Origin of the sequence: Streptomyces sp. NPDC048484 (assembly GCF_040651415.1) — a bacterium.
In the GTDB taxonomy this organism is placed as follows: domain Bacteria; phylum Actinomycetota; class Actinomycetes; order Streptomycetales; family Streptomycetaceae; genus Streptomyces.
Genome location: NZ_JBEZJY010000002.1, coordinates 127,855 through 149,841, shown reverse-complemented (window position 1 = coordinate 149,841; position 21,987 = coordinate 127,855). Strand labels below are relative to the sequence as shown.

16 protein-coding genes are annotated in these 21,987 nt (G+C 70.3%); 7 read left to right on the top strand and 9 right to left on the bottom strand.

Translation table 11 applies throughout. The features are described from left to right. Positions 1-4: 4 nt before the first annotated feature. The 6 genes from AB0D14_RS02480 to AB0D14_RS02455 form a co-directional block, all read right to left on the bottom strand. Entirely contained in the window at positions 5-937 is a 933-nt protein-coding gene (locus AB0D14_RS02480; RefSeq protein ID WP_362773524.1) for a branched-chain amino acid ABC transporter permease, read from the bottom strand. Between the two features lie 109 nt (positions 938-1,046). After that, positions 1,047-2,276, bottom strand: a complete 1,230-nt coding sequence (locus AB0D14_RS02475) for a branched-chain amino acid ABC transporter substrate-binding protein (RefSeq protein WP_362773522.1) — start codon at positions 2,274-2,276, stop codon at positions 1,047-1,049. Between the two features lie 211 nt (positions 2,277-2,487). Then, positions 2,488-3,222, bottom strand: coding sequence for a Tat pathway signal sequence domain protein (locus tag AB0D14_RS02470; RefSeq protein WP_362773519.1), 735 nt, complete (start codon positions 3,220-3,222; stop codon positions 2,488-2,490). Next, positions 3,213-3,620 carry a hypothetical protein gene (locus AB0D14_RS02465; RefSeq protein WP_362773516.1) on the bottom strand — a complete coding sequence of 136 codons (408 nt, stop codon included), beginning with the start codon at positions 3,618-3,620 and terminating at the stop codon, positions 3,213-3,215. The genes AB0D14_RS02470 and AB0D14_RS02465 overlap by 10 nt, the downstream gene beginning before the upstream one ends. A gap of 89 nt (positions 3,621-3,709) precedes the next feature. Further along, positions 3,710-4,198, bottom strand: coding sequence for a hotdog fold thioesterase (locus AB0D14_RS02460; protein WP_362773513.1), 489 nt, complete (start codon positions 4,196-4,198; stop codon positions 3,710-3,712). 108 nt (positions 4,199-4,306) lie between these two features. Next, entirely contained in the window at positions 4,307-6,586 is a 2,280-nt protein-coding gene (locus AB0D14_RS02455) for an FdhF/YdeP family oxidoreductase (protein WP_362773511.1), read from the bottom strand. A 252-nt stretch (positions 6,587-6,838) separates the two neighbouring features. Here AB0D14_RS02455 and polA point away from each other — a divergent pair, with 252 nt between their 5' ends. After that, a complete protein-coding gene (polA, locus tag AB0D14_RS02450; RefSeq protein ID WP_362773509.1) occupies positions 6,839-9,565 on the top strand; it encodes a DNA polymerase I in 2,727 nt (908 codons plus the stop codon). Positions 9,566-9,820: 255 nt separating this feature from the next. Beyond that, positions 9,821-10,951 (top strand): serine hydrolase, encoded by a 1,131-nt coding sequence (locus AB0D14_RS02445; protein ID WP_362773506.1) that lies wholly within the window; start codon positions 9,821-9,823, stop codon positions 10,949-10,951. Here the strand turns inward: AB0D14_RS02445 and AB0D14_RS02440 are convergent. Further along, on the bottom strand, positions 10,860-11,750 hold the full coding sequence (locus AB0D14_RS02440) for a DUF4184 family protein (RefSeq protein ID WP_362773504.1): 891 nt from the start codon (positions 11,748-11,750) through the stop codon (positions 10,860-10,862). The genes AB0D14_RS02445 and AB0D14_RS02440 overlap by 92 nt on opposite strands. 384 nt (positions 11,751-12,134) lie before the next feature. On the opposite strand from AB0D14_RS02440, the gene AB0D14_RS02435 reads away from it, so the two are divergent. From AB0D14_RS02435 to AB0D14_RS02425, 3 genes are all read left to right on the top strand, one after another. Continuing rightward, positions 12,135-13,841: a lytic murein transglycosylase gene (locus tag AB0D14_RS02435; protein WP_362773503.1), complete on the top strand. Its 1,707-nt coding sequence runs from the start codon at positions 12,135-12,137 to the stop codon at positions 13,839-13,841. A gap of 236 nt (positions 13,842-14,077) precedes the next feature. After that, positions 14,078-14,212 (top strand): SPW_0924 family protein, encoded by a 135-nt coding sequence (locus tag AB0D14_RS02430; protein ID WP_362773501.1) that lies wholly within the window; start codon positions 14,078-14,080, stop codon positions 14,210-14,212. 49 nt (positions 14,213-14,261) lie between these two features. Then, a complete protein-coding gene (locus AB0D14_RS02425) occupies positions 14,262-15,254 on the top strand; it encodes a DUF3068 domain-containing protein (protein ID WP_362773499.1) in 993 nt (330 codons plus the stop codon). On the opposite strand, the gene AB0D14_RS02420 is transcribed toward AB0D14_RS02425, so the two are convergent. Next, complete coding sequence (locus tag AB0D14_RS02420; protein ID WP_362773496.1) at positions 15,244-17,880, bottom strand: ATP-dependent helicase C-terminal domain-containing protein; 2,637 nt, start codon at positions 17,878-17,880, stop codon at positions 15,244-15,246. The genes AB0D14_RS02425 and AB0D14_RS02420 overlap by 11 nt on opposite strands. Before the next feature lie 30 nt (positions 17,881-17,910). After that, positions 17,911-18,858 carry a class I SAM-dependent methyltransferase gene (locus AB0D14_RS02415; protein WP_362773907.1) on the bottom strand — a complete coding sequence of 316 codons (948 nt, stop codon included), beginning with the start codon at positions 18,856-18,858 and terminating at the stop codon, positions 17,911-17,913. Positions 18,859-19,241: 383 nt separating this feature from the next. Here AB0D14_RS02415 and rpsA point away from each other — a divergent pair, with 383 nt between their 5' ends. Both rpsA and AB0D14_RS02405 read left to right on the top strand, forming a co-directional pair. Further along, positions 19,242-20,777 carry a 30S ribosomal protein S1 gene (rpsA, locus tag AB0D14_RS02410; RefSeq protein ID WP_362773493.1) on the top strand — a complete coding sequence of 512 codons (1,536 nt, stop codon included), beginning with the start codon at positions 19,242-19,244 and terminating at the stop codon, positions 20,775-20,777. Between the two features lie 192 nt (positions 20,778-20,969). Continuing rightward, positions 20,970-21,908 (top strand): PAC2 family protein, encoded by a 939-nt coding sequence (locus AB0D14_RS02405; protein WP_362773490.1) that lies wholly within the window; start codon positions 20,970-20,972, stop codon positions 21,906-21,908. Positions 21,909-21,987: the final 79 nt, after the last annotated feature.

Below are 21,987 nucleotides of genomic sequence, written 5' to 3'. Positions count from 1 at the left end.
GGTGTCACGCCCTGTCCGCGACGCGCTCGCCGAGCAGGCCTTGTGGCCTGAAGAGGAGCACGAGGATGAGGAGTACGAAGGCCCAGACGTTGGCCCAGGACTGGCCGCCGAGTTGTTCCATGCCGGGGACGTCGGCGATGTAGGCGGTGGCCATGGTTTCGGCGAGGCCGAGGACGAGGCCGCCGATCATGGCTCCGTAGATGTTGCCGATGCCGCCGAGGACGGCGGCGGTGAAGGCTTTGAGGCCGAGGATGAAGCCCATGCGGAAGTTGATCTCGCCGTATTTGAGGCCGTAGGCGAGTCCTCCGACGGCGGCGAACGCGGCGCCGAGGGCGAACGCGACCACGATGATGCGGTCGGTGTCGATGCCCATGAGCTTGGCCGTGTCCGGGTCCTGCGCGGTGGCCTGCATGCCGCGGCCGGTGCGGGTCTTCGTCACGAAGTAGGCGAGGATCGCCATGCTGATGGGCGCGGCGACGAGGAGGAAGACGTCGCCGGTCTGGATCGTGACGTCACCGATCTTGAAGGGGCCGCCTTCGATCTCGGGGAAGTTGATGGACTGCTTCGCGTCGGGGTACCACGCCCAGACGGCCTGCTGGAGGGCGAGGGAGAGGCCGATGGCGGTGATGAGGGGGGCGAGGCGTGGCGCGGTGCGCAGCGGGCGGTAGGCGAACCGTTCCGCTCCCACGGCGACGGTGGTCGCTGTGATGACGGCTCCGAGGAGCATCAGGGGCAGTGCGATCCACATGGTGGTGTCGTCGGGCAGTACGTACAGGTAGACCGTGAGTGCACCGAAGCCTCCGATCATGAAGATCTCGCCGTGGGCGAAGTTGATGAGCTGGACGATGCCATAGACCATCGTGTAGCCGATGGCGACCAGCCCGTACATGGATCCCAGTAGCAGGCCGTTGACCAGCTGCTGCGGCAGTTCGTTCACCGCATGTCCTCCGAGACGTTCGGATAGTCGAGGGATGTGACCGGATGTGAGTCCGCGCGGGGCGCCTGTGGTGCGGCGCCCCGCGCGGCTCAGGTGGTGCGGGTGTGGGTCAGCCGGTGAAGGTGCCGGACTTCACGGGCTTCCAGGCACCGCCCTCGATCGAGTAGACGGTGAGCTGCTTGTTGACGGCGTCACCGTACTTGTCGAAGGCGACCTTGCCGGTCACGCCGTCGAAGGAGACGTTCTGCATGGTCTCGGTGATCTTGGCGCGGGCGTCGTCCGGGAGCTTGCCGTCGTTGTCCTCGACGACCTTCTTCACGGCTTCGATGATCGCCCAGGCGGAGTCGTAGGAGTAGCCGCCGTATGCGGCGAACGCGTCCTTGTAGCCCGCTGCCTTGTAGTTGGCGACGAACTCCTTGGCGGAGGGCAGTTCTTCGACCGGCGCGCCGACTGAGGTGGACAGGTCGCCGGTGCTGTTGGCGCCGGCCAGCTTGATGAAGGCGTCGTCCTTGATGCCATCGCCGCCGACCAGCGGGATCTTGGAGCCGGCGGCCTTGATCTGCTTGCTCAGCGGGCCGGCCTGCGGGTATTCGCCGCCGTAGTAGACGACGTCGGCGCCGGAGCTCTTCACCTGGGTGGCGACGGCGGAGAAGTCCTTGGAGTCGGGGTCGATGTGCTGGGTTCCGACCACCTTGCCGCCGAGCTTCTTGAACTCGGTGGTGAAGGTGCCGGCCAGGCCGGCACCGTAGGTCTTCTTGTCGTCGATGACGAAGACCTTCTTCTTCTTGGCGTCGTTGTAGACGTACTGCGCGGCGAACGGGCCCTGGATGGCGTCCGTGGTCGCGGTGCGGAAGTACGACTTGTACGTGCGGACCTTCTTGCCGGTCTGCCACTCCGTGCCCTGGGTCAGGGTCGGGCCCGTGTTGGCGGGGGAGACCTGGACGAGCTTGGCGTCGTCGAAGACCTTCTGCATGGATTCGGCGACGGAGGAGTTCAGCGGGCCGACGGCGCCGAGGACGTCCTTGTCGGCGACGAACTTGGTGGCGTTCTGCTGGCCCGCGGAGGGCTGTGCCTGGTCGTCGAGGGCTTCGACCTTGAAGGTGACGCCGTCGACGGTCTTTTCCTTGTTGGCCGTCTTGGCGGCGAGGTCCACGGAGTTCTTGATGCCGAGGCCCAGCGCGGAGAGGTCGCCGGTCAGCGGGGCGTCGACGCCGATGACGACAGTGGTGCCGTCGCCGGAGTCCGAGCCGCTGTCGTCGTCGCGTGAGCCACAGGCGGTGAGTGTGAGTGCTCCCGCCGCCAGTGCGGCGGTGATGGCGATGAGCGAACGTTGACGCACGATCAGCAGTCCTTTCCCTGGCACGGCCGTTCCTCGTGGAACGGGCCGAGTCGAGCGCTGGGTCGAAATTTCTTCGAATCCGGTGGCGCGGTGACTGGCCGTGACTCTAAGCGGGTAAGGGGAACGTGGAGGAGAGTCTGACCCAGGCTGTGACGCTCTTGTTATGACACGACGTAATGCAGAGCGGTACTCGGTGGGTGGATAGGTGGAATTACAGCCGATTCGTCCGGTCCACATAGTGAGAACCCGCAGATGGTGCGACGGCGATTCCAGGAGTGTTCCGGGGTTTTGCTAGTGACGTGGGGTCGTTGCCGCAGGCGACTTGAAGGGCATCTGCGAAGTCGTGGGCATAGCGCTCACCCAGGATGTAACTGTGGTCTTCTATTGCGCGCGTATTACGCAGAGTTACGTCCAGGAAAGGGAGTCCGGCATTCTTCGGCGTATTCGCGCATTCTGTGACATTCATGGTGACAATGATCTTGTGGCCGAAACCCGTCCTTGTTCGGAACGGTGCCTGCGGAGTTGAGGTAAGGGAGATGCCGGCGTAGGGCTGGGAGATGTCGACGACGGTGATCGTGGGACCGGACAGTGCGGTGATTCGTACGGCGAAGGTGAAGTTGCCGCTCGGCGCGTTCGCGGGGGAGCCCTCTGTGCCCAGGTAGTGCATGTCGAGCACCTGGGACGGGTACGGCGCGGGGGTGGGTGGCGGTGCGTGCGGCCGGGTCGCGAACAGGTAGCCGCCGCCCGCGAGGAGGGTGGCGGCCGCCGCGGAAGCGAGCAGGGCGCGGCGGTGCCGGGTGTAGAGAGCCGCCAGGCGTTCGTGCGGTTGTTTGCGACTCGACGGCGTGGACGGTTCGACGGCGTCCGACGGTGTGGACGGTTCGACGGCGTCCCACGCGCGCGTGCCCTCACCCGGCTCGACCGGCCCGACGCCGCTCAACTCCACGGCCCTGCGCTCGGGCCGCCGTCGCGGTAGCGCTTCTCGCAGCGCTCGCGTGCGGTGCGGTCGATCAGCCGGACCGCCGCCTGTTCGCCCTCGCGCTTCTTCTCGGTGCGGGCGGCGTCCACGACGTCCCTCAGGATGTCGTACTGCCCGTTGGACAGGCCCATGGATTGATAGTCCCCGTAGGTGTCGTTGTCCAGGACTTTTCGCGACCAGTGCGCGACGATCCGAGCGCACAGGTCCTCCGCCCCGGTGTCCCCGTTCGCTCCCCGGGTCGCTCCGCCGTTCGCTTCGCCGGACTCACCGCACCCGGTGACCCCGGTGATGCCGGTGGCCAGAGCGCCGGTCAGGAGTGCCAGCCCGCATACCGGCCCCCGCCAGGGGGCTCCACCCGTTCGCATCCCTTGAAGTTAGGCCGCCGGGTGCCCGGGATCAACGCCGGTGCGGACACTGTCTGTCCGGAGCGGTGCGGCGCGTCTGTCCGGGGGGTTCAGCCGGCCGCGCCGACTCGCTTCGCGTCGCTCGGGTTCACGTCGCGCAGCAGGCACGTCAGCCGCGCGCTGCACACCCGCTTGCCGTCCTCGTCGCTGATCACGATCTCGTACGTGGCTGTCGAGCGGCCCCGGTGCAGGGGTGTGGCCACCCCGGTGACCAGGCCGGAGCGGGCGCCCCGGTGGTGGGTGCAGTTGAGGTCGACGCCGACGGCGATCTTGGAGGCGCCGCCGTGCATCATGGCGCCGACCGAGCCGAGGGTCTCGGCGAGGACGGCGGAGGCGCCGCCGTGCAGGAGGCCGAGCGGCTGGGTGTTGCCCTCGACCGGCATGGTGCCCACGACGCGGTCCGCGGAGGCCTCGGTGATCCGGACGCCCATGCGCGTGCCGAGGGTTCCGCCGGAGAACAGGGCGACCAGGTCCACGCCGAGCGCCGCGTACTCGTCGATGACCTCTTGCGAAAACGTCACGTCGTACTGCTCGCCCATGGGGTTCTTTTCCTTACGTCGTCGGGTGCGCGTTCCGAGCGTGCCCTGGGAGCGGCGTCCGGAGCGTGTGGCCGGAGCCCGCACCCGGAGCCGTTCCTAAGCGAACGCTCAGTTGGTGGCCGATTGTTCCAGACGGATGACGACGGACTTGCTGGCGGGCGTGTTGCTGGTGTCGGCGGTGGCGTCCAGCGGCACCAGGACGTTCGTCTCCGGGTAGTACGCGGCGGCGCAGCCGCGGGCCGTCGGGTAGTGCACGACGCGGAAGCCGGCGGCGCGGCGTTCCACCCCGTCCTTCCACTCGCCGACCAGATCGGTGTACGAGCCGTCGGCGAGGCCCAGCTCGCGGGCGTCCTCCGGGTTCACCAGGACGACCCGGCGGCCGTTCTTGATGCCCCGGTAGCGGTCGTCGAGGCCGTAGATCGTGGTGTTGTACTGGTCGTGCGAGCGCAGGGTCTGCAGGAGCAGGCGGCCCTCGGGGAGCTTCGGGTACTCGACGGGCGCGGCGGTGAAGTTGGCCTTGCCGGTGGCGGTCGGGAAGCGACGCTCGTCGCGCGGGGCGTGCGGGAGGGCGAAGCCCGCCGGGTCGGCCACGCGGGTGTTGAAGTCGTCGAAGCCCGGGACGACGCGCGAGATGCGGTCACGGACGGTCGCGTAGTCCTTCTCGAACTCCTCCCAGGGTGTGCGGGAGTCCTCGCCGAGGACCCGGCGGGCGAGGCGGCACACGATGGCGGTCTCGGACAGCAGGTGCTTGCTGGCGGGCTCCAGACGGCCGCGTGAGGCGTGCACCATGCCCATGGAGTCCTCGACGGTCACGAACTGCTCACCCCCGCCCTGGAGGTCGCGCTCGGTGCGGCCGAGGGTGGGCAGGATCAGGGCGCGCGCGCCCGTGACGGCGTGCGAGCGGTTGAGCTTCGTCGACACGTGCACGGTGAGGCGGGCGCGGCGCATGGCCGCCTCGGTGACCTCGGTGTCGGGGGAGGCCGACACGAAGTTGCCGCCCATCGCGAAGAAGACCTTGGCCTTGTCGTCGCGCATCGCGCGGATGGCCCGTACGACGTCGTAGCCGTGCCCGCGCGGCGGGGCGAAGCCGAACTCCTTCTCCAGGGCGTCCAGGAAGGCGGGCGCGGGGCGCTCGAAGATGCCCATCGTGCGGTCGCCCTGCACGTTCGAATGGCCGCGCACCGGGCACACGCCCGCGCCCGGCCGGCCGATGTTGCCGCGCAGCAGAAGGAAGTTGACGACCTCGCGGATGGTCGGCACGGAGTGCTTGTGCTGCGTCAGGCCCATCGCCCAGCACACGATGGTGCGCTTCGAGGCGAGGACCACGCTGAGCGCTTCGTCGATCTGCGCGCGCGTGAGGCCCGTCGCCGTGAGCGTCTCGTCCCAGTCGGCGGCGCGGGCGGCCTCGGCGAACTCCTCGTAGCCGTGGGTGTGTTCGCCGACGAAGGCCTCGTCCACGGCGCCCTCCGTGTCGAGGATCAGCTTGTTCAGGAGACGGAAGAGGGCCTGGTCGCCACCGATGCGGATCTGCAGGAACAGGTCGGTGAGTGCGGCGCCCTTGAACATGCCCTGGGGGGTCTGCGGGTTCTTGAAGCGCTCCATGCCCGCTTCGGGCAGCGGGTTCACCGTGATGATCCGCGCGCCGTTCGACTTCGCTTTCTCCAGGGCGGAGAGCATGCGCGGATGGTTGGTGCCCGGGTTCTGCCCGGCCACGATGATCAGGTCCGCCTGGTAGAGGTCGTCCAGGAGGACGCTGCCCTTGCCGATGCCGATGGTCTCGTTCAGTGCGGAGCCGGACGACTCGTGGCACATGTTCGAGCAGTCGGGGAGGTTGTTCGTGCCGAACTCGCGGGCGAACAGCTGGTACAGGAACGCCGCCTCGTTGCTCGTACGGCCCGAGGTGTAGAACAGCGCCTCGTCCGGGGAGGTGAGGCCGGTGAGCTCCTCGGCGATGATGTCGAAGGCGCGCTCCCACGGCACCGCCTCGTAGCGGTCGGCGCCCTCCGCGAGATACATCGGCTGCGTGAGGCGGCCCTGCTGTCCCAGCCAGTAGCCGCTGCGGGTCGCGAGGTCGGCGACCGGGTGCTCGGCGAAGAAGTCCGGGGTCACCCGGCGCAGGGTGGCCTCCTCGGCGACGGCCTTGGCGCCGTTCTCGCAGAACTCCGCGGTGTGCCGGTGCTCCGGCTCGGGCCAGGCGCAGCCCGGGCAGTCGAAGCCGTCCTTCTGGTTGACCCGCAGCAGCGTCAGCGCCGTGCGCTTCACACCCATCTGCTGCTGGGCCATGCGCAGGGAGTGCCCGACGGCGGGCAGTCCGGCCGCGGTGTGCTTCGGTTCGGCGACCTGCGGTGCGTCCTGAACCGGATCACTCTGGGGCGGCTTGCCGGCCATGTCGGCCTCCTCTTCGAGCACATGTGTGAGGTACGTCTCCGATACTCCCACGTGGTAGTGACACGGATCGTGCCGCGGTCCGGAGAACGATCGCGCGCGCTCCGTGCGACGGCGGTGCGAGGAGGAGCGAGAGGGAGCGAGGGGGCCGACAGGGGTGTGACGGGGGAGACGGGGGAGGAGGCGACGTGAGCAACCGGGTCGAGGGCGGCGGGGCGGGGCCGACTGTCAGTGGGGCGTGACAGGATCGGGGGTGTGGCAGAGACAGCATCGAAGAAGACCGAGAAGACCTCCGGCCGAGGACGCCCGCGGCTGATGCTCATGGATGGGCACTCGCTGGCGTACCGCGCGTTCTTCGCGCTGCCCGCGGAGAACTTCACGACGGCGACGGGCCAGCCGACCAACGCGATCTACGGCTTCGCGTCGATGCTCGCCAACACGCTGCGCGACGAGGCGCCCACGCACTTCGCGGTGGCGTTCGACGTGTCCCGCAAGACGTGGCGCTCCGGGGAGTTCCCGGAGTACAAGGCGAACAGGTCGAAGACGCCGGACGAGTTCAAGGGCCAGGTCGAGCTGATCGGCGAGCTCCTCGACGCGATGAACGCCGAGCGGTTCGCCGTCGACGGCTTCGAGGCGGACGACATCATCGCCACGCTCGCCACGCAGGCCGAGGCCGAGGGCTTCGACGTGCTGATCGTCACCGGCGACCGGGACTCCTTCCAGCTGGTCTCCGAGCACACCACCGTGCTCTACCCGACCAAGGGCGTCTCCGAGCTGACCCGGTTCACCCCGGAGAAGGTCTTCGAGAAGTACGGCCTGACGCCCGCCCAGTACCCCGACTTCGCGGCCCTGCGCGGCGACCCGTCCGACAACCTGCCCGGCATCCCAGGCGTCGGCGAGAAGACCGCCGCGAAGTGGATCAACCAGTTCGGGTCGTTCGCGGACCTGGTCGAGCGCGCCGAGGAGGTCAAGGGCAAAGCGGGACAGAACTTCCGCGACCACCTGGAGGCGGTCAAGCTCAACCGCCGCCTCACCGAGATGGTGCGCGACGTCGAGCTGCCGAAGACGGTCCCGGCCCTGGAGCGCGCTCCGTACGACCGCACGGCCCTCGCGATGGTCCTGGACACCCTGGAGATCCGTAACCCCTCGCTGCGCGAGCGGCTGCTGGCCGTCGACCCCGGGGCGGAGGAGACCGAGGACGCGGCTCCGGCCGCCGCGGGCGTGGCCGTGGACGGCACGGTCCTCGACGCCGGCGAGCTGGGCCCCTGGCTCACCGAGCACGGCACGGCGATTCTCGGTGTCGCCACGGTCGACACCTGGGCGCTCGGCACGGGATCGGTCGCCGAGGTCGCGCTCGCCGCCGCCGGCGGAGCGGCCGCGTGGTTCGACCCGTCGACGCTCGACGAGAGTGACGAGAACGCGTTCGCGCGCTGGCTCGCCGACGCGGACAAACCCAAGGTGCTGCACAACGCCAAGGCGGTCATGCGGGTCTTCGCCGAGCACGGCTGGAGCATCCAGGGCATCTCCATGGACACCGCTCTCGCCGCCTACCTCGTCAAGCCCGGCCGCCGTTCCTTCGACCTGGACGCGCTGTCCTTGGAGTACCTCGGCCGGGAGCTGGAGCCCGCCGCGACCGCCGACGGACAGCTCGCCTTCGGCGCGGACGACGGAGCCGAGGCCGACGCGCTGATGGTGCAGGCCCGCGTCGTCCTCGACCTCGGTGAGGCCTTCGGGGAGCGGTTGAAGGAGGTCGGCGCGGCCGACCTGCTCCAGGACATGGAGCTGCCCACCTCCGAGCTGCTCGCCCGCCTGGAGCGGCACGGCATCGCGGCGGACAGGGCCCACCTGGAGGCTATGGAGCAGATGTTCGCGGGCGCGGTGCAGCAGGCCGTGAAGGAGGCGCACGCGTCGGTCGGGCACGAGTTCAACCTCGGCTCGCCCAAGCAGCTCCAGGAAGTCCTCTTCGGTGAGCTGGGTCTGCCGAAGACGAAGAAGACGAAGACCGGCTACACGACGGACGCCGACGCGCTGGCCTGGCTGGCCGCCCAGACCGACCACGAACTGCCGGTCACCATGCTGCGCCACCGCGAGCAGGCGAAGCTGCGGGTGACCGTCGAGGGCCTGATCAAGACGATCGCCGCGGACGGCCGCATCCACACCACCTTCCACCAGACGGTGGCCGCGACGGGCCGCCTCTCGTCGCAGGACCCGAACCTGCAGAACATTCCGGTCCGTACCGAGGAGGGCCGCGCGATCCGCCGCGGCTTCGTGGTCGGCGAGGGCTTCGAGTCCCTCATGACCGCCGACTACAGTCAGATCGAGCTGCGTGTGATGGCCCACCTCTCGGAGGACGAGGGCCTCCTGGCGGCCTTCACATCGGGCGAGGACCTCCACACCACGGTCGCCTCACAGGTGTTCTCCGTGGAGCGTTCCGGCGTCGACGCTGAGATGCGCCGCAAGATCAAGGCCATGTCGTACGGGCTCGCCTACGGCCTGTCGGCCTTCGGCCTCTCGCAGCAGCTCAACATCGACGCGGGCGAGGCCCGTGGCCTGATGGACACGTACTTCGAGCGCTTCGGAGGGGTACGGGACTATCTCCGCCGGGCGGTCGACGAGGCACGGGCCACGGGCTACACGGCGACGCTCTTCGGGCGCCGCCGCTACCTCCCCGACCTCAACAGCGACAACCGTCAGCGCCGGGAGGCGGCCGAGCGCATGGCGCTGAACGCGCCGATCCAGGGCACGGCGGCCGACATCGTCAAGATCGCCATGCTGAACGTGGACCGGGCCCTGCGCGAGGCCGGTCTCAAGTCCCGCATGCTCCTTCAGGTCCACGACGAAATCGTCCTGGAGATCGCCCCGGGCGAGCGCGCGAAGGCCGAGGAACTGGTCCGACGGGAGATGGCCGGCGCGGTGCAGCTCAGGGCACCCCTGGACGTCTCGGTCGGCTCCGGCGCGGACTGGGAGTCGGCGGCGCACTGACGTTTCACGGAGCGCTCCGTGAAGTTCCCCGCACCCCGGGCCCGGGTTCTTAAGGGGCGCGGGGAACTGCGCGACCAGCCACGGACGGCCCGCACCCGCCCGACCACCCCACCCGCCGGCTCACCCCATACTCCCGACCACCCCGTACCCCCGACCACCCCAGATCTCCGACCCCGTCCAACCCCCGTAGGGGCCCGTCACCCGCGTGGACCCCGACCGGAAGCCCCCGGCAGGACCCGCCGTGAGGATGCGGGCATGGGTTCCCACATACGGAACATACGGAACACGCGGCGCACGCGGTACGTACCGTACGTACGACACTGCCGCACGGTGCTCGTCGCAGCCCTCGCCTCGGTACTTCTCGCGCCGGTCTCCGCCGTCTCGTCAGCCGCCGCCAGCCCCAGGATCCCGGCCGGCGCCACGACCAGGCGCGTCCCGCCGGGCACCTTCGACGGGTCCCGGCCGGCGGACGCTACCAGCCACCGTTTCCTCCCCGACGACCCCACCGACTCCGTCACCTGCCATGCCCCCCACGAGCCCGGCCTCGCGGTCCGTCTGTCGCACGACATCCAGATGGCGCTGTCGTCGAGGGCGGGCACGGTCTCCGTGGCCGTGCACGACGATCTGGGCCTGACCTGCGAGCTGGCCGGGGAGCGCCAGTACGACTCCGCGAGCGTCGCGAAGGTGCTGATCATGGAGGGGCTGCTGCTGCGTGCCGAGGAGCTGGGCCGCAGGCTGACCCGCTGGGAGACGACGAACACCCGCCCCATGATCGTCAGCTCGGACAACGCCGCCGCCCGGCGCCTGTGGACCTCCCTGGGCCACAGCTACCTCAACGGCTTCCTCACCCGCGTCCGTACCCACGCCACCGTCCTGGGCCCCGGCCGCTACTGGGGCCTCACCCGGACCACGGCCGCCGACCAGATGCGTCTGTTGGACGTCCTGACGAACTCCCGCTCCTTCCTCCGCTCCCGCGCGTACGGCCTGAAACTGCTCGCAGAGGTCCGCGCCGACCAGCGCTGGGGCGTTTCCGCGGGTATGCCGCGCGGTGTGCAGGCGCATGTCAAGAACGGCTGGCTGCCCCGCTCCACCCATGGTTGGCGCGTCCACAGTGTCGGCGCCTTCATCGGCGAGGGCCGCACGTACCGGATCGTCGTCCTGTCCCACGACAACCCGACGAAGGCGTACGGCGTCCGCACCATCGAGCGGATAGCCCAGGTCGTGCACCGGGGCCTGGGCCAGGGCCAGGACCGCGGTCTCGATCCCGGTCGCGATCCCACTCCGGAGACAGCGGTCAGCGAGGAACCGGACGGCTCGGCTCCGTACGGGCCGCAGTACGGGCCTCCGCCGGGCCGGGAGGCGCCGGAGCCGGACGCCACACCCTGACCGCCACGGCGTACGCGGCGAACCCGACGGCCAGCCCGGCCCCCGCCCCGAAACACACGGTGGGGATCAGTTCCCACAGCTCGGCCCGCGACCCCCAGTAGTCCCACCAGCGGGTAGCGCGCTGTACGGCCGCCACCGCCGCGCAGCCGCCGATCAAAGCTGCCGCGAGCCAGCGGTCGCGCACCGAAAGCACAGGCACCCCCACAGGCACCCCCACGGGCACCCCCATCGCCTCCGTGTCGTGCTGCCGCCGCAGGGCCACCACCAGGAACGCCACGATCACCACGGCCGAGATCGCCGAACCGCCGTACTGCAGGTACCAGTACAGAGGAGAGCCCGCGATGTCCCGCCCCAGGACGGGGAAGATCCGCATGCCCCACCGGTCGAGATGCGTGAACGCGTCCCACACGACATGGGTCAGCGAGCCGAGCACCGCGGACACGTACCACCACAGGGCGAGCGACGGCCGGAGGCGGGCGCGCGGCGCACCACAGCGCAGGAAGGCCCCGATCCGCCCCTGCCGGTCCCGCGGCAGCAGCGCCACCAGTGGTTCGCGCAGCACCAGCCAGGCGCCGACGAGCGCGCAGGCGACCAGGACGTCGAACGTGAACACCCCGGTGAACGAGTGCGTGAAGTCGCCGAACTCCATTGCCTCCGGCAGTGCGCTCGCGGCGTAGTAGGTCATGTCGGGCGCGAACGAACCGGCCACCAGCACAGCCGGAATCAGTCGGCCGCGTCCGGACCCGTCGGCGCGCACCGCAGGCAGGACGGCCGCGGCATGGCTGAGAGTGAACGGCAACTGGGCTCCCCGCGAGATACGTTGACCGGAGTCGATGGAACCGACTGAGCCGGCGGAACCGGCGGTTCTCCGGACGGATCCGCCGGTCTTCTGGACGGTCCTGGCCGTTGGGACGGCTTGGACATCCCTTGATCGGTGACGTCCAGTATGCGGGAACGGTTCCCGGCGGTCCGGCATGTTCGGGTGTCACGGGGGCAGGACGAACGGGATGTGGCCAACCGGTGAAAACCGGGCACGAACAGGTGTCTGCGCGGCAGAAGTTGTCGTAGTGTCGCCTGGGCCGCCGTACTGGGGAGTGCGGCCGCACAGCAGCGATCAGCACAGCACCGAACAGCAGAAGAACGCGCGGAGCACGGGCGATCGTCCACGGGAGGGGTTCACGCAATGGCGGCGCAATTCGGCAGGCGGGTCGTCAAGGGGGCGGCAACCACCGCCGTGGCCGCGCTCGCGGTCGCGGCACTGTCCGCATCCCAGGCTCCGGGCGTCACGGACACCTCCCAGGGCGGACAGAGCGGCAACTCGCAGCCCTCGCCCGACGCGAACGCCGACGACAGCGCGACCGGCAACTCGCCCTATTACACGGACCTCCCGCCGCTCAAGAGCCCGACGCCGTCGCCCAGCGCGAGCAGCGGCGCCGCGGGCGACGCCGAAGCCGGCATACCCGCGACGGTCCTCGACGCCTACAAGAAGGCCGAGGTGTCGCTGGGCGAGTCCAAGCCCGGGTGCAAGCTCCCCTGGCAACTCCTCGCGGCCATCGGCAAGGTCGAGTCCGGACAGGCCCGCGGCGGTCGCGTCGACGCCAACGGCACCACGACCACCCCGATCCTCGGCCCGGTCCTCAACGGCATCGGCTTCGCGCGGATCACCGACACCGACGGCGGCGCGTACGACGGGGACACCACCCACGACCGTGCCGTCGGCCCCATGCAGTTCATCCCCTCCACCTGGGAGTGGGCGGGCCGCGACGGCAACGACGACGGCAAGAAGGACCCCAACAACGTCTACGACGCGGCCCTCGCGGCCGGCCACTACCTGTGCCGGTTCGACTGGGACCTGTCCGACCGTGCCGACCTCAGGCGCGCCATCCTCAGCTACAACAACTCGACGGACTACCTGAACACGGTCCTGTCGTGGCTGGAGTACTACCGCAAGGGCACCCACGAGGTTCCGGACGGCACGGGCACGCTGCCCTCCGGTCGCAGCGACGGCAACAGCGGCAGTGGCGGCAGCAGGGGCGGCCCGAGCACCACTCCGACGCCGACCACTCCACGTACGACGCCGCCCAGCGGCCAGGCCCCGGACGGCGGCTCTCCGGACCCGAAGCCGCCCACCACCCCGAGGCCGCCCACCACTCCGACCCCGCCCACCAGCACGCCTCCGGCGTCGCCGAGTCCCACGCCCACCGAAACCGTGGACCACCTGGAGGACGCGGGCACCGGGAAGCTCACCGCGACCGCGGGTGGCACCTTCGCCGAGAAGATCACCGCCCGTACCGAGACCAAGGCCGGCAAGCCCGTCGGCAAGGTCCGGGTCCGGTTCACGATCTCCGGCGACACCGAGGCGACCTTCAGCGGCGGTGAGAGTGTCGCGACCATCGTCACCGACAACCGCGGCGTGGCGACCGCCCCCGCGCTCAAGGCGGGCGAGAAGACCGGCGGCTTCAAGGTCCGCGCCACCGTCGTCGGCCGGACCGTCTCCGGCCTCGACTACGCGGCGACGGTCACCGCCCGCCAGGCCGACGGCCTCGCCCGCACCGCCGACACCGCGCTGACCTGTGTCCCGGGCGGCGAGTTCGCGGACCGGGTCGAGGTGAAGGCCACCTACAAGGGCGCCGCGGCGGCCGGTGTCGCCGCGACCGCCACGCTCATCAAGTCGGCGGACGACGCGACCGAGAACGGCAAGGGCCCGTACTTCAAGGACGCGAACGGCAAGACCGTACGCACCCTCGCGGGCCTCAAGACGGGGGCGAACGGTCTGTTGAAGCTGCCGAAGCTGTTCGCGGACGACACGGCCGGCACGTACCTGCTGCGGATCACCACGACCGGCGGCGCGACGCTGACCGTCGAGCTGAAGGTGGTGGCGGCCTCCTAGACCCCAAGGCCCACAAGCCCCAAGGTCCACAAGCCCCCAGCACCAGAGACCCCAAGGCCCGAAGACCCGAAGACCCGAAGGCCCGAAGACGGACCAGCGGCGCCCCCTCGCCCGACAGGCGAGGGGGCGCCGCTGTGTGTGCGCAACGTGTTCTCATCTCGCCCGCCCGTTGCTACGGTGCCCGACCTGACGATGTATCAGTTCCATGACCGCTCCGCCTGTGCCGGGAGGCCCGCATGCGTGCCCTGATCGCCGCCGCGACCGGTCTCGCCCTCGCGTTCGCGCTGGTCCTCGCGATCACGGCCATGGGGTCACCGGCGGGCAAGACCTCGCCCGAGCCGCTGCTCACCACCGTCCCCAGTCACCCGTAGCCACCCATAGCCATCCATGACGCCCGTAATGCACAGGGAGGGCCGCGAGATGCGCCGCAAGGCCAGCCTGATCCTGCTCGCCCTCGCCGTGTTCTTCGCGGCCCTGTCCCCGCTGCTGCGCTGGTACGCCTTCCCGCGCGTGGCCAAGGTCCCCGCCGACCAGTACCAGGACATGGTCCTGGAGGCGAAGGACGCGACCCTCCTCGACTACGGCACGATGACCGCCAAGAAGGTCGACAAAGTCACCATCGTGCAGACCCTCAAGGGCAACGTCGAGGCCTCCGAGAGGATCGAGAGGACCGCGAACCGCGACGTCGTCGTCTGGGACGGCCTCTCCTACGTCCAGGGCCCCGACGGCAAGATGGTCTCCAGGATCCCCGAGCGGTACATCTTCGACGCGCACACCCAGGAACCCGTCCACGCCACCGGCGAGATGGTCGACGGCGACCCCGTCAAACGCGAGGGCATCGAGTTCAAATGGCCCTTCATGACGGAGAAGAGGGACTACGAGTACTTCGACGCGCAGGCCCGGATCACCGCACCCATCCACTACGAGGGCACCCGGAACTTCCGGGGCGTCGACGTCTACTACTTCGAGCAGACCATCCCCTGGACCAAAGTGCCCTTCCCCAGGACCATGCCCGTCGAAGGCATCACTCCGGAGTCGGTCGCCAAGACGGGCACGACCCGCTGGTACACCACGGTCCGCAAGTTCTGGGTCGAACCCGTCACCGGCGCACCCGTCTACGGAGAGGAGATCCACCGGGAGGAGCTCCGGGGCGGCACCCTCCTCGGTGACCGCGACAAGGTGACCGCCTTCGCCGGACACGTGAAGATGCGCGAGGACTACATCCGCTCGACCGTCGACCTGGTCAAGTCCCAGCGGCTCCTCGTCGCGCTGATGTCCTCGTACCTGCCCTGGGGCTTCCTCGTCCTGGGCCTCGGACTCCTGGCGCTGTCCCTGTACCTGGAGGCCCGCAGCCGCCGCCCCGGCGACCCCGCGCCCACGGAGAGCCGGGAACCGGAGCCGCTCAGCGCCTGAGGCGGGCGTTCGTGTGCCGGGTCGGCCGCGCAGTCGCCGGGTCCTCGGGCCAGGGGTGCTTCGGATACCGCCCGCGCAGCTCCGCCCGTACGCCCCGGTAGCCGTCCTTCCAGAAGGACGTGAGGTCCGAGGTGACGGCGGCCGGGTGCCCCGCGGGCGACAGCAGATGCACCAGCACGGGCACCCCCGCGACCGTCGGCGACTCCTGCGCCCCGAACATCTCCTGCAGCTTCACCGCGAGCACCGGCCGCTCGGGATCCGCGTAGTCGATCCGGATCCTGGACCCGCTCGGCACCTCGATCCGCTCCGGCGCCAGCTCTTCGAACCGGGCCGCCTCCCCGGACGCCCACGGCATCAGCCGGCCCAGCGCCTGTCCGGCGTGGATGCGCTCCAGATCGGCCCGCCGTCGCGCCCGGCCCAGCTCGGGCTCAAGCCACTCGTCCACGCGCGCGTGGAGCGCGTCGTCCGACACGTCGGGCCAGGGGGCCCCGACCCGGTGGTACAGAAACCCGAGCCGCTGCCGCAGCACCTCGGCGTCCCGCGACCACCGCAGCAACCCGAACCCGTCCTCCTTCAGTCCCTCGACCAGCGCCGCCCGTACGAGCCCGGGGTCGGCGTTCCGCAACGGCCGCACCGTCAACTCCACGGCCCCCAACCGCTCGACCCGCCGCGCCACGACGTCCCCGGCGTCCCAGCGCACCTCGTCCCCCTCGCCGTACAGGGCTCCGGCCGCCTGGCGCGCGGTCCCCTCGTCGACCACGGCCCCGAGCCGCACGCGCGCGTGCCCCGCGCCCAGCGGCCGGTCGGCGACCGCGACGGCGACCCAGGAGGCGTCCCGCAGCCCACTGCCCTCACCGGCCTCGGCCCGGGTCCCGGACACCATGAGAAAGGAGCCTCCCTGCTTGCGGGCGACACGCTCGGGAAAGGCGAGAGCGGCGACAAGCCCGACGGCACCGTCGTCGGTGGCGTCCCCCGCCAGGGGTGCCCCGCCAGGGGCGGGGGGCTGTGACATGCGAGGCTCGGGCTGTGACATGCGAGGCTCCGCCGGGGCGCGCCCGGCCCCGACGGACCCGCGGCCGTCGAACGGCCGATGCGAAGCGGGCGAGCCGTCGGGCCGAGCCGCGGGCGCCGCCGCGGCCCGCAGCCGCCGAACCTCCGTACGCCAGCGCCCGGCGTACGCGTCGCCCCCACGGCGCGCGGCCCGCAGGGCGGCGGCGAGGTCGTCCCCGTACTCCCGCGGCGGCTCCTCGCTCAACAGGGCCACCACTTCCGCCGCCCGGCCGGCGCCCACGGCGGCCGCCGCGTCCAGCAGCGCACGCCCGAGCCGCGGATGCAGCCCGAGCCGCGCCATCCGTACGCCCCGGTCGGTCGGGCGCCCGGCGGAGCCGACCGCGCCGATGGCCTCCAGAACGCCCCGAGCGGCCGCCATGGCGCCTCCCGGCGGCGGATCCAGCAGCGCAAGACCCGAGGCGTCGGGATCGCCCCAGCAGGCCGCCTGCAGGGCGAACGCCGTCAGATCGGCCACCTTGATCTCCGGCGCCGGGAAACGCGCCAGCCGCCCGTCCTCCGCCTCCGCCCAGCACCGGTACACCGTCCCCGGAGCCTCGCGCCCGGCCCGCCCGGCCCGCTGCCTCCCGGCGGCCTGCGAGGCCCGTACGGTCGTCAACGCGCTCAGGCCCCGGGCGTGGTCCACCCTCGGCTCGCGCGCCAGACCGGAGTCCACGATCACCCGCACTCCCGGAATCGTCAGCGACGACTCGGCCACCGACGTCGCGAGGACCACCCGGCGCCGCGTACCGCCGGACAGCACCGCGTCCTGCACGGCCGTCGGCGCCCGCCCGTGCACCTGAAGCACCTCGACATCACCGAGCCCGCCGAGCTGCCCGGCGACCCGCGTGATCTCGCCGACCCCCGGGAGGAAGCACAGGACATCCCCTTCGCGCTCGGACAGTGCCCGGCGCACCACCGACGCCACATGTGTCAGCAGCACCGGATCCACCCGCATCCCATGGGGCGGCCGTACAGGGCGCACGGACGGCGCCCACACCACCTCGACGGGATGGGAGACGCCCGCCGCCTCGACCACCGGCGCGTCGCCCAGCAGCCGTGCCCAGCCCTCGGCGTCGGTCGTCGCCGAAGCGGCCACCAGCCGCAGCTCGGGACGCAGGGCGGCCCGGACGTCCAACAGGAACGCCGCCGCCGTGTCCGCGTCCAGATGACGCTCGTGGCACTCGTCGAGCACGACCGCGTCGACGCCCGTCAGCTCCTGGTCCCGTTGCAGCCGCTGCAGCAGCACCCCGGTCGTGACGACCTCGACGCGTACGCGTGGCCCGACCACCCGCTCCCCGCGCACGGTGAAGCCGATGCTCTGCCCGACCTTCTCGCCGAGCAGCCACGCCATCCGCCGGGCGGCCGCCCGCGCCGCGATCCGCCGCGGTTCGGCCACCACGACCCGGCGTACGGGCCCCTCGCCGACCAGCCCGGCGAGCACCAGCGGCACGAGGGTCGTCTTGCCCGTGCCGGGCGGCGCGACGAGCACCGCGGCGCCGTGCGCCTCCAAGGCATCCCTCAGGCCGGGCAGCGCGCCGCGTACGGGCAGGAGGTCCAGGGCGTCATGACGGATCACAGGGTCACATGCTCAGTACGGATCACACGCTCAGTCTCTCCCCCAGCCTCCGGCCGGGGGTGCCCCCATCTCGCTTCGCTCGCACACGAAGATCGCCGTGCCCGGGATCAGGTTTCCCCTCAGAGGGGACCAGCCGCCCCACTCCTGGGTGTTCCAGGCGGGCCACTCGGGCTCGACCAGGTCGACCAGCCGGAAACCGCCCGCCACCACGTCCCGGACGCGGTCGCCGACCGTCCTGTGGTGCTCGACGTACACCGCGTTTCCCTCTTCGTCCTGCTCGACGTACGGCGTGCGGTCGAAGTAGGAGGCGGCCACGCTCAGCCCCTCGGGCCCCGGCTCGTCGGGGAAGGCCCAGCGGACCGGGTGCGTCACGGAGAAGACGAACCGGCCGCCAGGACGCAGGACCCGGCGCACCTCCTTGAGGACCTTCACGGGTTCGGCGACGAACGGCAGCGCTCCGTACGCCGAGCACGCCAGGTCGAAGGAGCCGTCCGCGAAGGGCAGCGCCGCGGCGTCCGCCTCCACGAGCCGGACGCTGTCGGCGCCGATCCGCAGGGCGTGCTGGAGCTGCCGGTGCGAGAGGTCCAGGGCGACCGGACGGGCTCCCTGGGCGGCCAGCCAGCGCGAGCACTGGGCGGCGCCCGCGCCGATCTCCAGTACGTCCTTCCCCTTCAGCTCCTCCATCGGGCCGAGCAGCTCCGCCTCGATCTCGTCGAGGCCCTCCGGGCTCCACACGAAACGGTCGTCGCCGAGAAACGTGCCGTGCTCGACCTGGTAGTCGTCCGCGTTCCGGTCCCACCAGCCACGGTTGGCCCGGGAACTCTCGGAGCCCCCCGCCGCCCGCCGGGTCGCCTCGGACTCGTACGGCTCGGGCTCGTGCCGCTCGTGCCGCCCGGACTCGGTCTGCTCGGGCTCGGTCTGCTCGGGCTCTTGGATGATCGGCTCCCTCGTATTGATCTGCGGGTTCTTCCGTGCGATCCGCTCCGGCGGCGGTCACGAAAGAGGCGCCACAAAAGCCGCGTGGCCTCGTGGCGTTGCCCGTTGTGCGGCTGCTGCCGCGTGGGTCCTGTGCCGGGTATGCGGGGATCCGCCCCGGGTGTGCGTCTTCGCGCATTGACCCTGTCCGGCTGCCCCCGTATGCTACAAGTTGCGCTGCGGGCCTGCGCTCCTCAGACGTAGCAGGCAACGCTCGCATCTGTATGTATGACCCCTCGGTTGTCGAGGCGCCACCGGCGGTGTTTGTCACAGAACACCATCCGGATCTGGCGCTTCCTTGGCTGTCCGGCCTTGTACAGAGCGAAACGGGCTCCCGGCGTAAGCAGTACCTACGACTCACTGTCCGTACCGGAGCCCTTTCCCACATGACGAGCAGCACCGAGACCACCTCTACCACGCCGCAGGTAGCGGTCAACGACATCGGCAACGAGGAAGCTTTCCTCGCCGCGATCGACGAGACGATCAAGTACTTCAACGACGGCGACATCGTCGACGGCGTCATCGTGAAGGTCGACAGGGACGAGGTCCTGCTCGACATCGGTTACAAGACCGAAGGTGTCATCCCGAGCCGCGAGCTCTCGATCAAGCACGACGTCGACCCGAACGAGGTCGTCAAGGTCGGCGACGAGATCGAAGCCCTTGTTCTCCAGAAGGAGGACAAGGAAGGCCGCCTGATCCTCTCGAAGAAGCGCGCCCAGTACGAGCGCGCCTGGGGCACCATCGAGAAGATCAAGGAAGAGGACGGCATCGTCACCGGCACCGTCATCGAGGTCGTCAAGGGTGGACTCATCCTCGACATCGGCCTCCGTGGCTTCCTGCCGGCTTCTCTCGTCGAGATGCGCCGTGTTCGCGACCTCCAGCCCTACGTGGGCAAGGAGCTCGAAGCCAAGATCATCGAGCTGGACAAGAACCGCAACAACGTGGTCCTGTCCCGCCGTGCCTGGCTGGAGCAGACCCAGTCCGAGGTCCGCCAGACGTTCCTCACCACCCTGCAGAAGGGTCAGGTCCGCTCCGGCGTCGTTTCCTCGATCGTCAACTTCGGTGCGTTCGTGGACCTGGGTGGCGTCGACGGCCTGGTGCACGTCTCGGAGCTCTCCTGGAAGCACATCGACCACCCCTCCGAGGTTGTCGAGGTCGGCCAGGAAGTCACCGTCGAGGTCCTCGACGTCGACATGGACCGCGAGCGTGTCTCCCTGTCGCTGAAGGCGACGCAGGAAGACCCGTGGCAGCAGTTCGCCCGCACGCACCAGATCGGCCAGGTCGTGCCCGGCAAGGTCACGAAGCTGGTGCCGTTCGGTGCGTTCGTCCGCGTGGACGAGGGCATCGAGGGTCTGGTCCACATCTCCGAGCTGGCCGAGCGCCACGTGGAGATCCCGGAGCAGGTCGTCCAGGTCAACGACGAGATCTTCGTCAAGGTCATCGACATCGACCTCGAGCGCCGTCGCATCAGCCTCTCGCTGAAGCAGGCCAACGAGGCCTTCGGTGCCGACCCGGCCACGGTCGACTTCGACCCGACGCTGTACGGCATGGCCGCGTCGTACGACGACCAGGGCAACTACATCTACCCCGAGGGCTTCGACCCCGAGACCAACGACTGGCTCGAGGGCTTCGAATCCCAGCGTGAGGTGTGGGAGACCCAGTACGCCGAGGCGCAGACGCGCTTCGAGCAGCACCAGGCTCAGGTCATCAAGTCCCGCGAGGCGGACGCCCAGGCCGAGGCCGAGGGTGTCACCACCCCGGGTGCGGCTCCGGCCGCCTCCGGTGGCAGCGGTGGCAGCAGCAGCGCCGGTGGCGGCGGTGGCGGTTCGTACTCCTCGGAGTCGGACGACAACTCCGGCGCCCTGGCGTCGGACGAGGCCCTGGCGGCTCTGCGCGAGAAGCTCGCCGGCGGCCAGAGCTGAAAGCTCACCGCCAGCGATAGCTAGCTGGTAACCGCGGGCCCGCACCCACTTGGGTGCGGGCCCGCGGTGCGTTGCCCGACGGCCGGCATGAGAAGCCAAGCCGGTAAGAGGCGGCGGCGAAGCGGTGTGAACCGGGAATGCTCGTGTCCTGACCCGTGTTGTCGATTAGGAACACGAGGAGGAGCGGTCACAGTGCTTGATCCGCAGGGTTTGTACGCATGGGAGCCGAAGGGCCTGGCCGTCGTAGACGTGGCGCTGGCCCAGGAGTCGGCCGGTCTTGTCATGCTCTACCACTTCGACGGATACATCGACGCGGGCGAGACCGGCGACCAGATCGTCGACCGGCTGCTCGACTCGTTGCCCCACCAGGTCGTGGCCCGTTTCGACCACGACCGGCTCGTGGACTACCGCGCCCGCCGCCCGCTGCTGACGTTCAAGCGCGATCGCTGGGTCGACTACGAGGAGCCCACCCTGGACGTGCGGCTCGTACAGGACGCCACCGGCGCGCCCTTCCTGCTGCTCTCCGGGCCCGAACCGGACGTGGAGTGGGAGCGCTTCGCCGCGGCCGTCCAGCAGATCGTGGAGCGCCTCGGAGTGCGGTTGTCCGTGAACTTCCACGGCATCCCCATGGGCGTCCCGCACACCCGCCCCGTGGGCCTCACCCCGCACGGCAACCGGACGGACCTCGCCCCCGGCCACCGCAGCCCCTTCGACGAGGCCCAGGTTCCGGGCAGCGCCGAGTCGCTGGTCGAGTACCGCCTCATAGAGGCCGGACACGACGTCCTGGGTGTCGCGGCGCACGTGCCGCACTACATCGCCCGCTCCCCGTATCCGGACGCCGCGCTGACGGTCATGGAGTCGATCACGGCCGCGACCGGACTGGTCCTGCCGGCGATCACCCACGGGCTGCGCACCGAGGCACACCGCACGCAGACCGAGATCGACCGGCAGATCCAGGAGGGCGACGAGGAGCTCGTCGCGCTGGTCCAGGGACTTGAGCACCAGTACGACGCCGCCGCGGGCGCCGAGACGCGGGGCAACATGCTCGCGGAGCCGATGGACATCCCTTCGGCGGACGAGATCGGCCTCGAGTTCGAGCGGTTCCTCGCGGAGCGGGAGGGAGATGCGTAGCCGCCACTCCGTGGAGCGGCTACGCGGGTAGTGCTGTGGGCCGATGTCGTCCGCGGGTGCGTTGTGGCTGGTCGCGCAG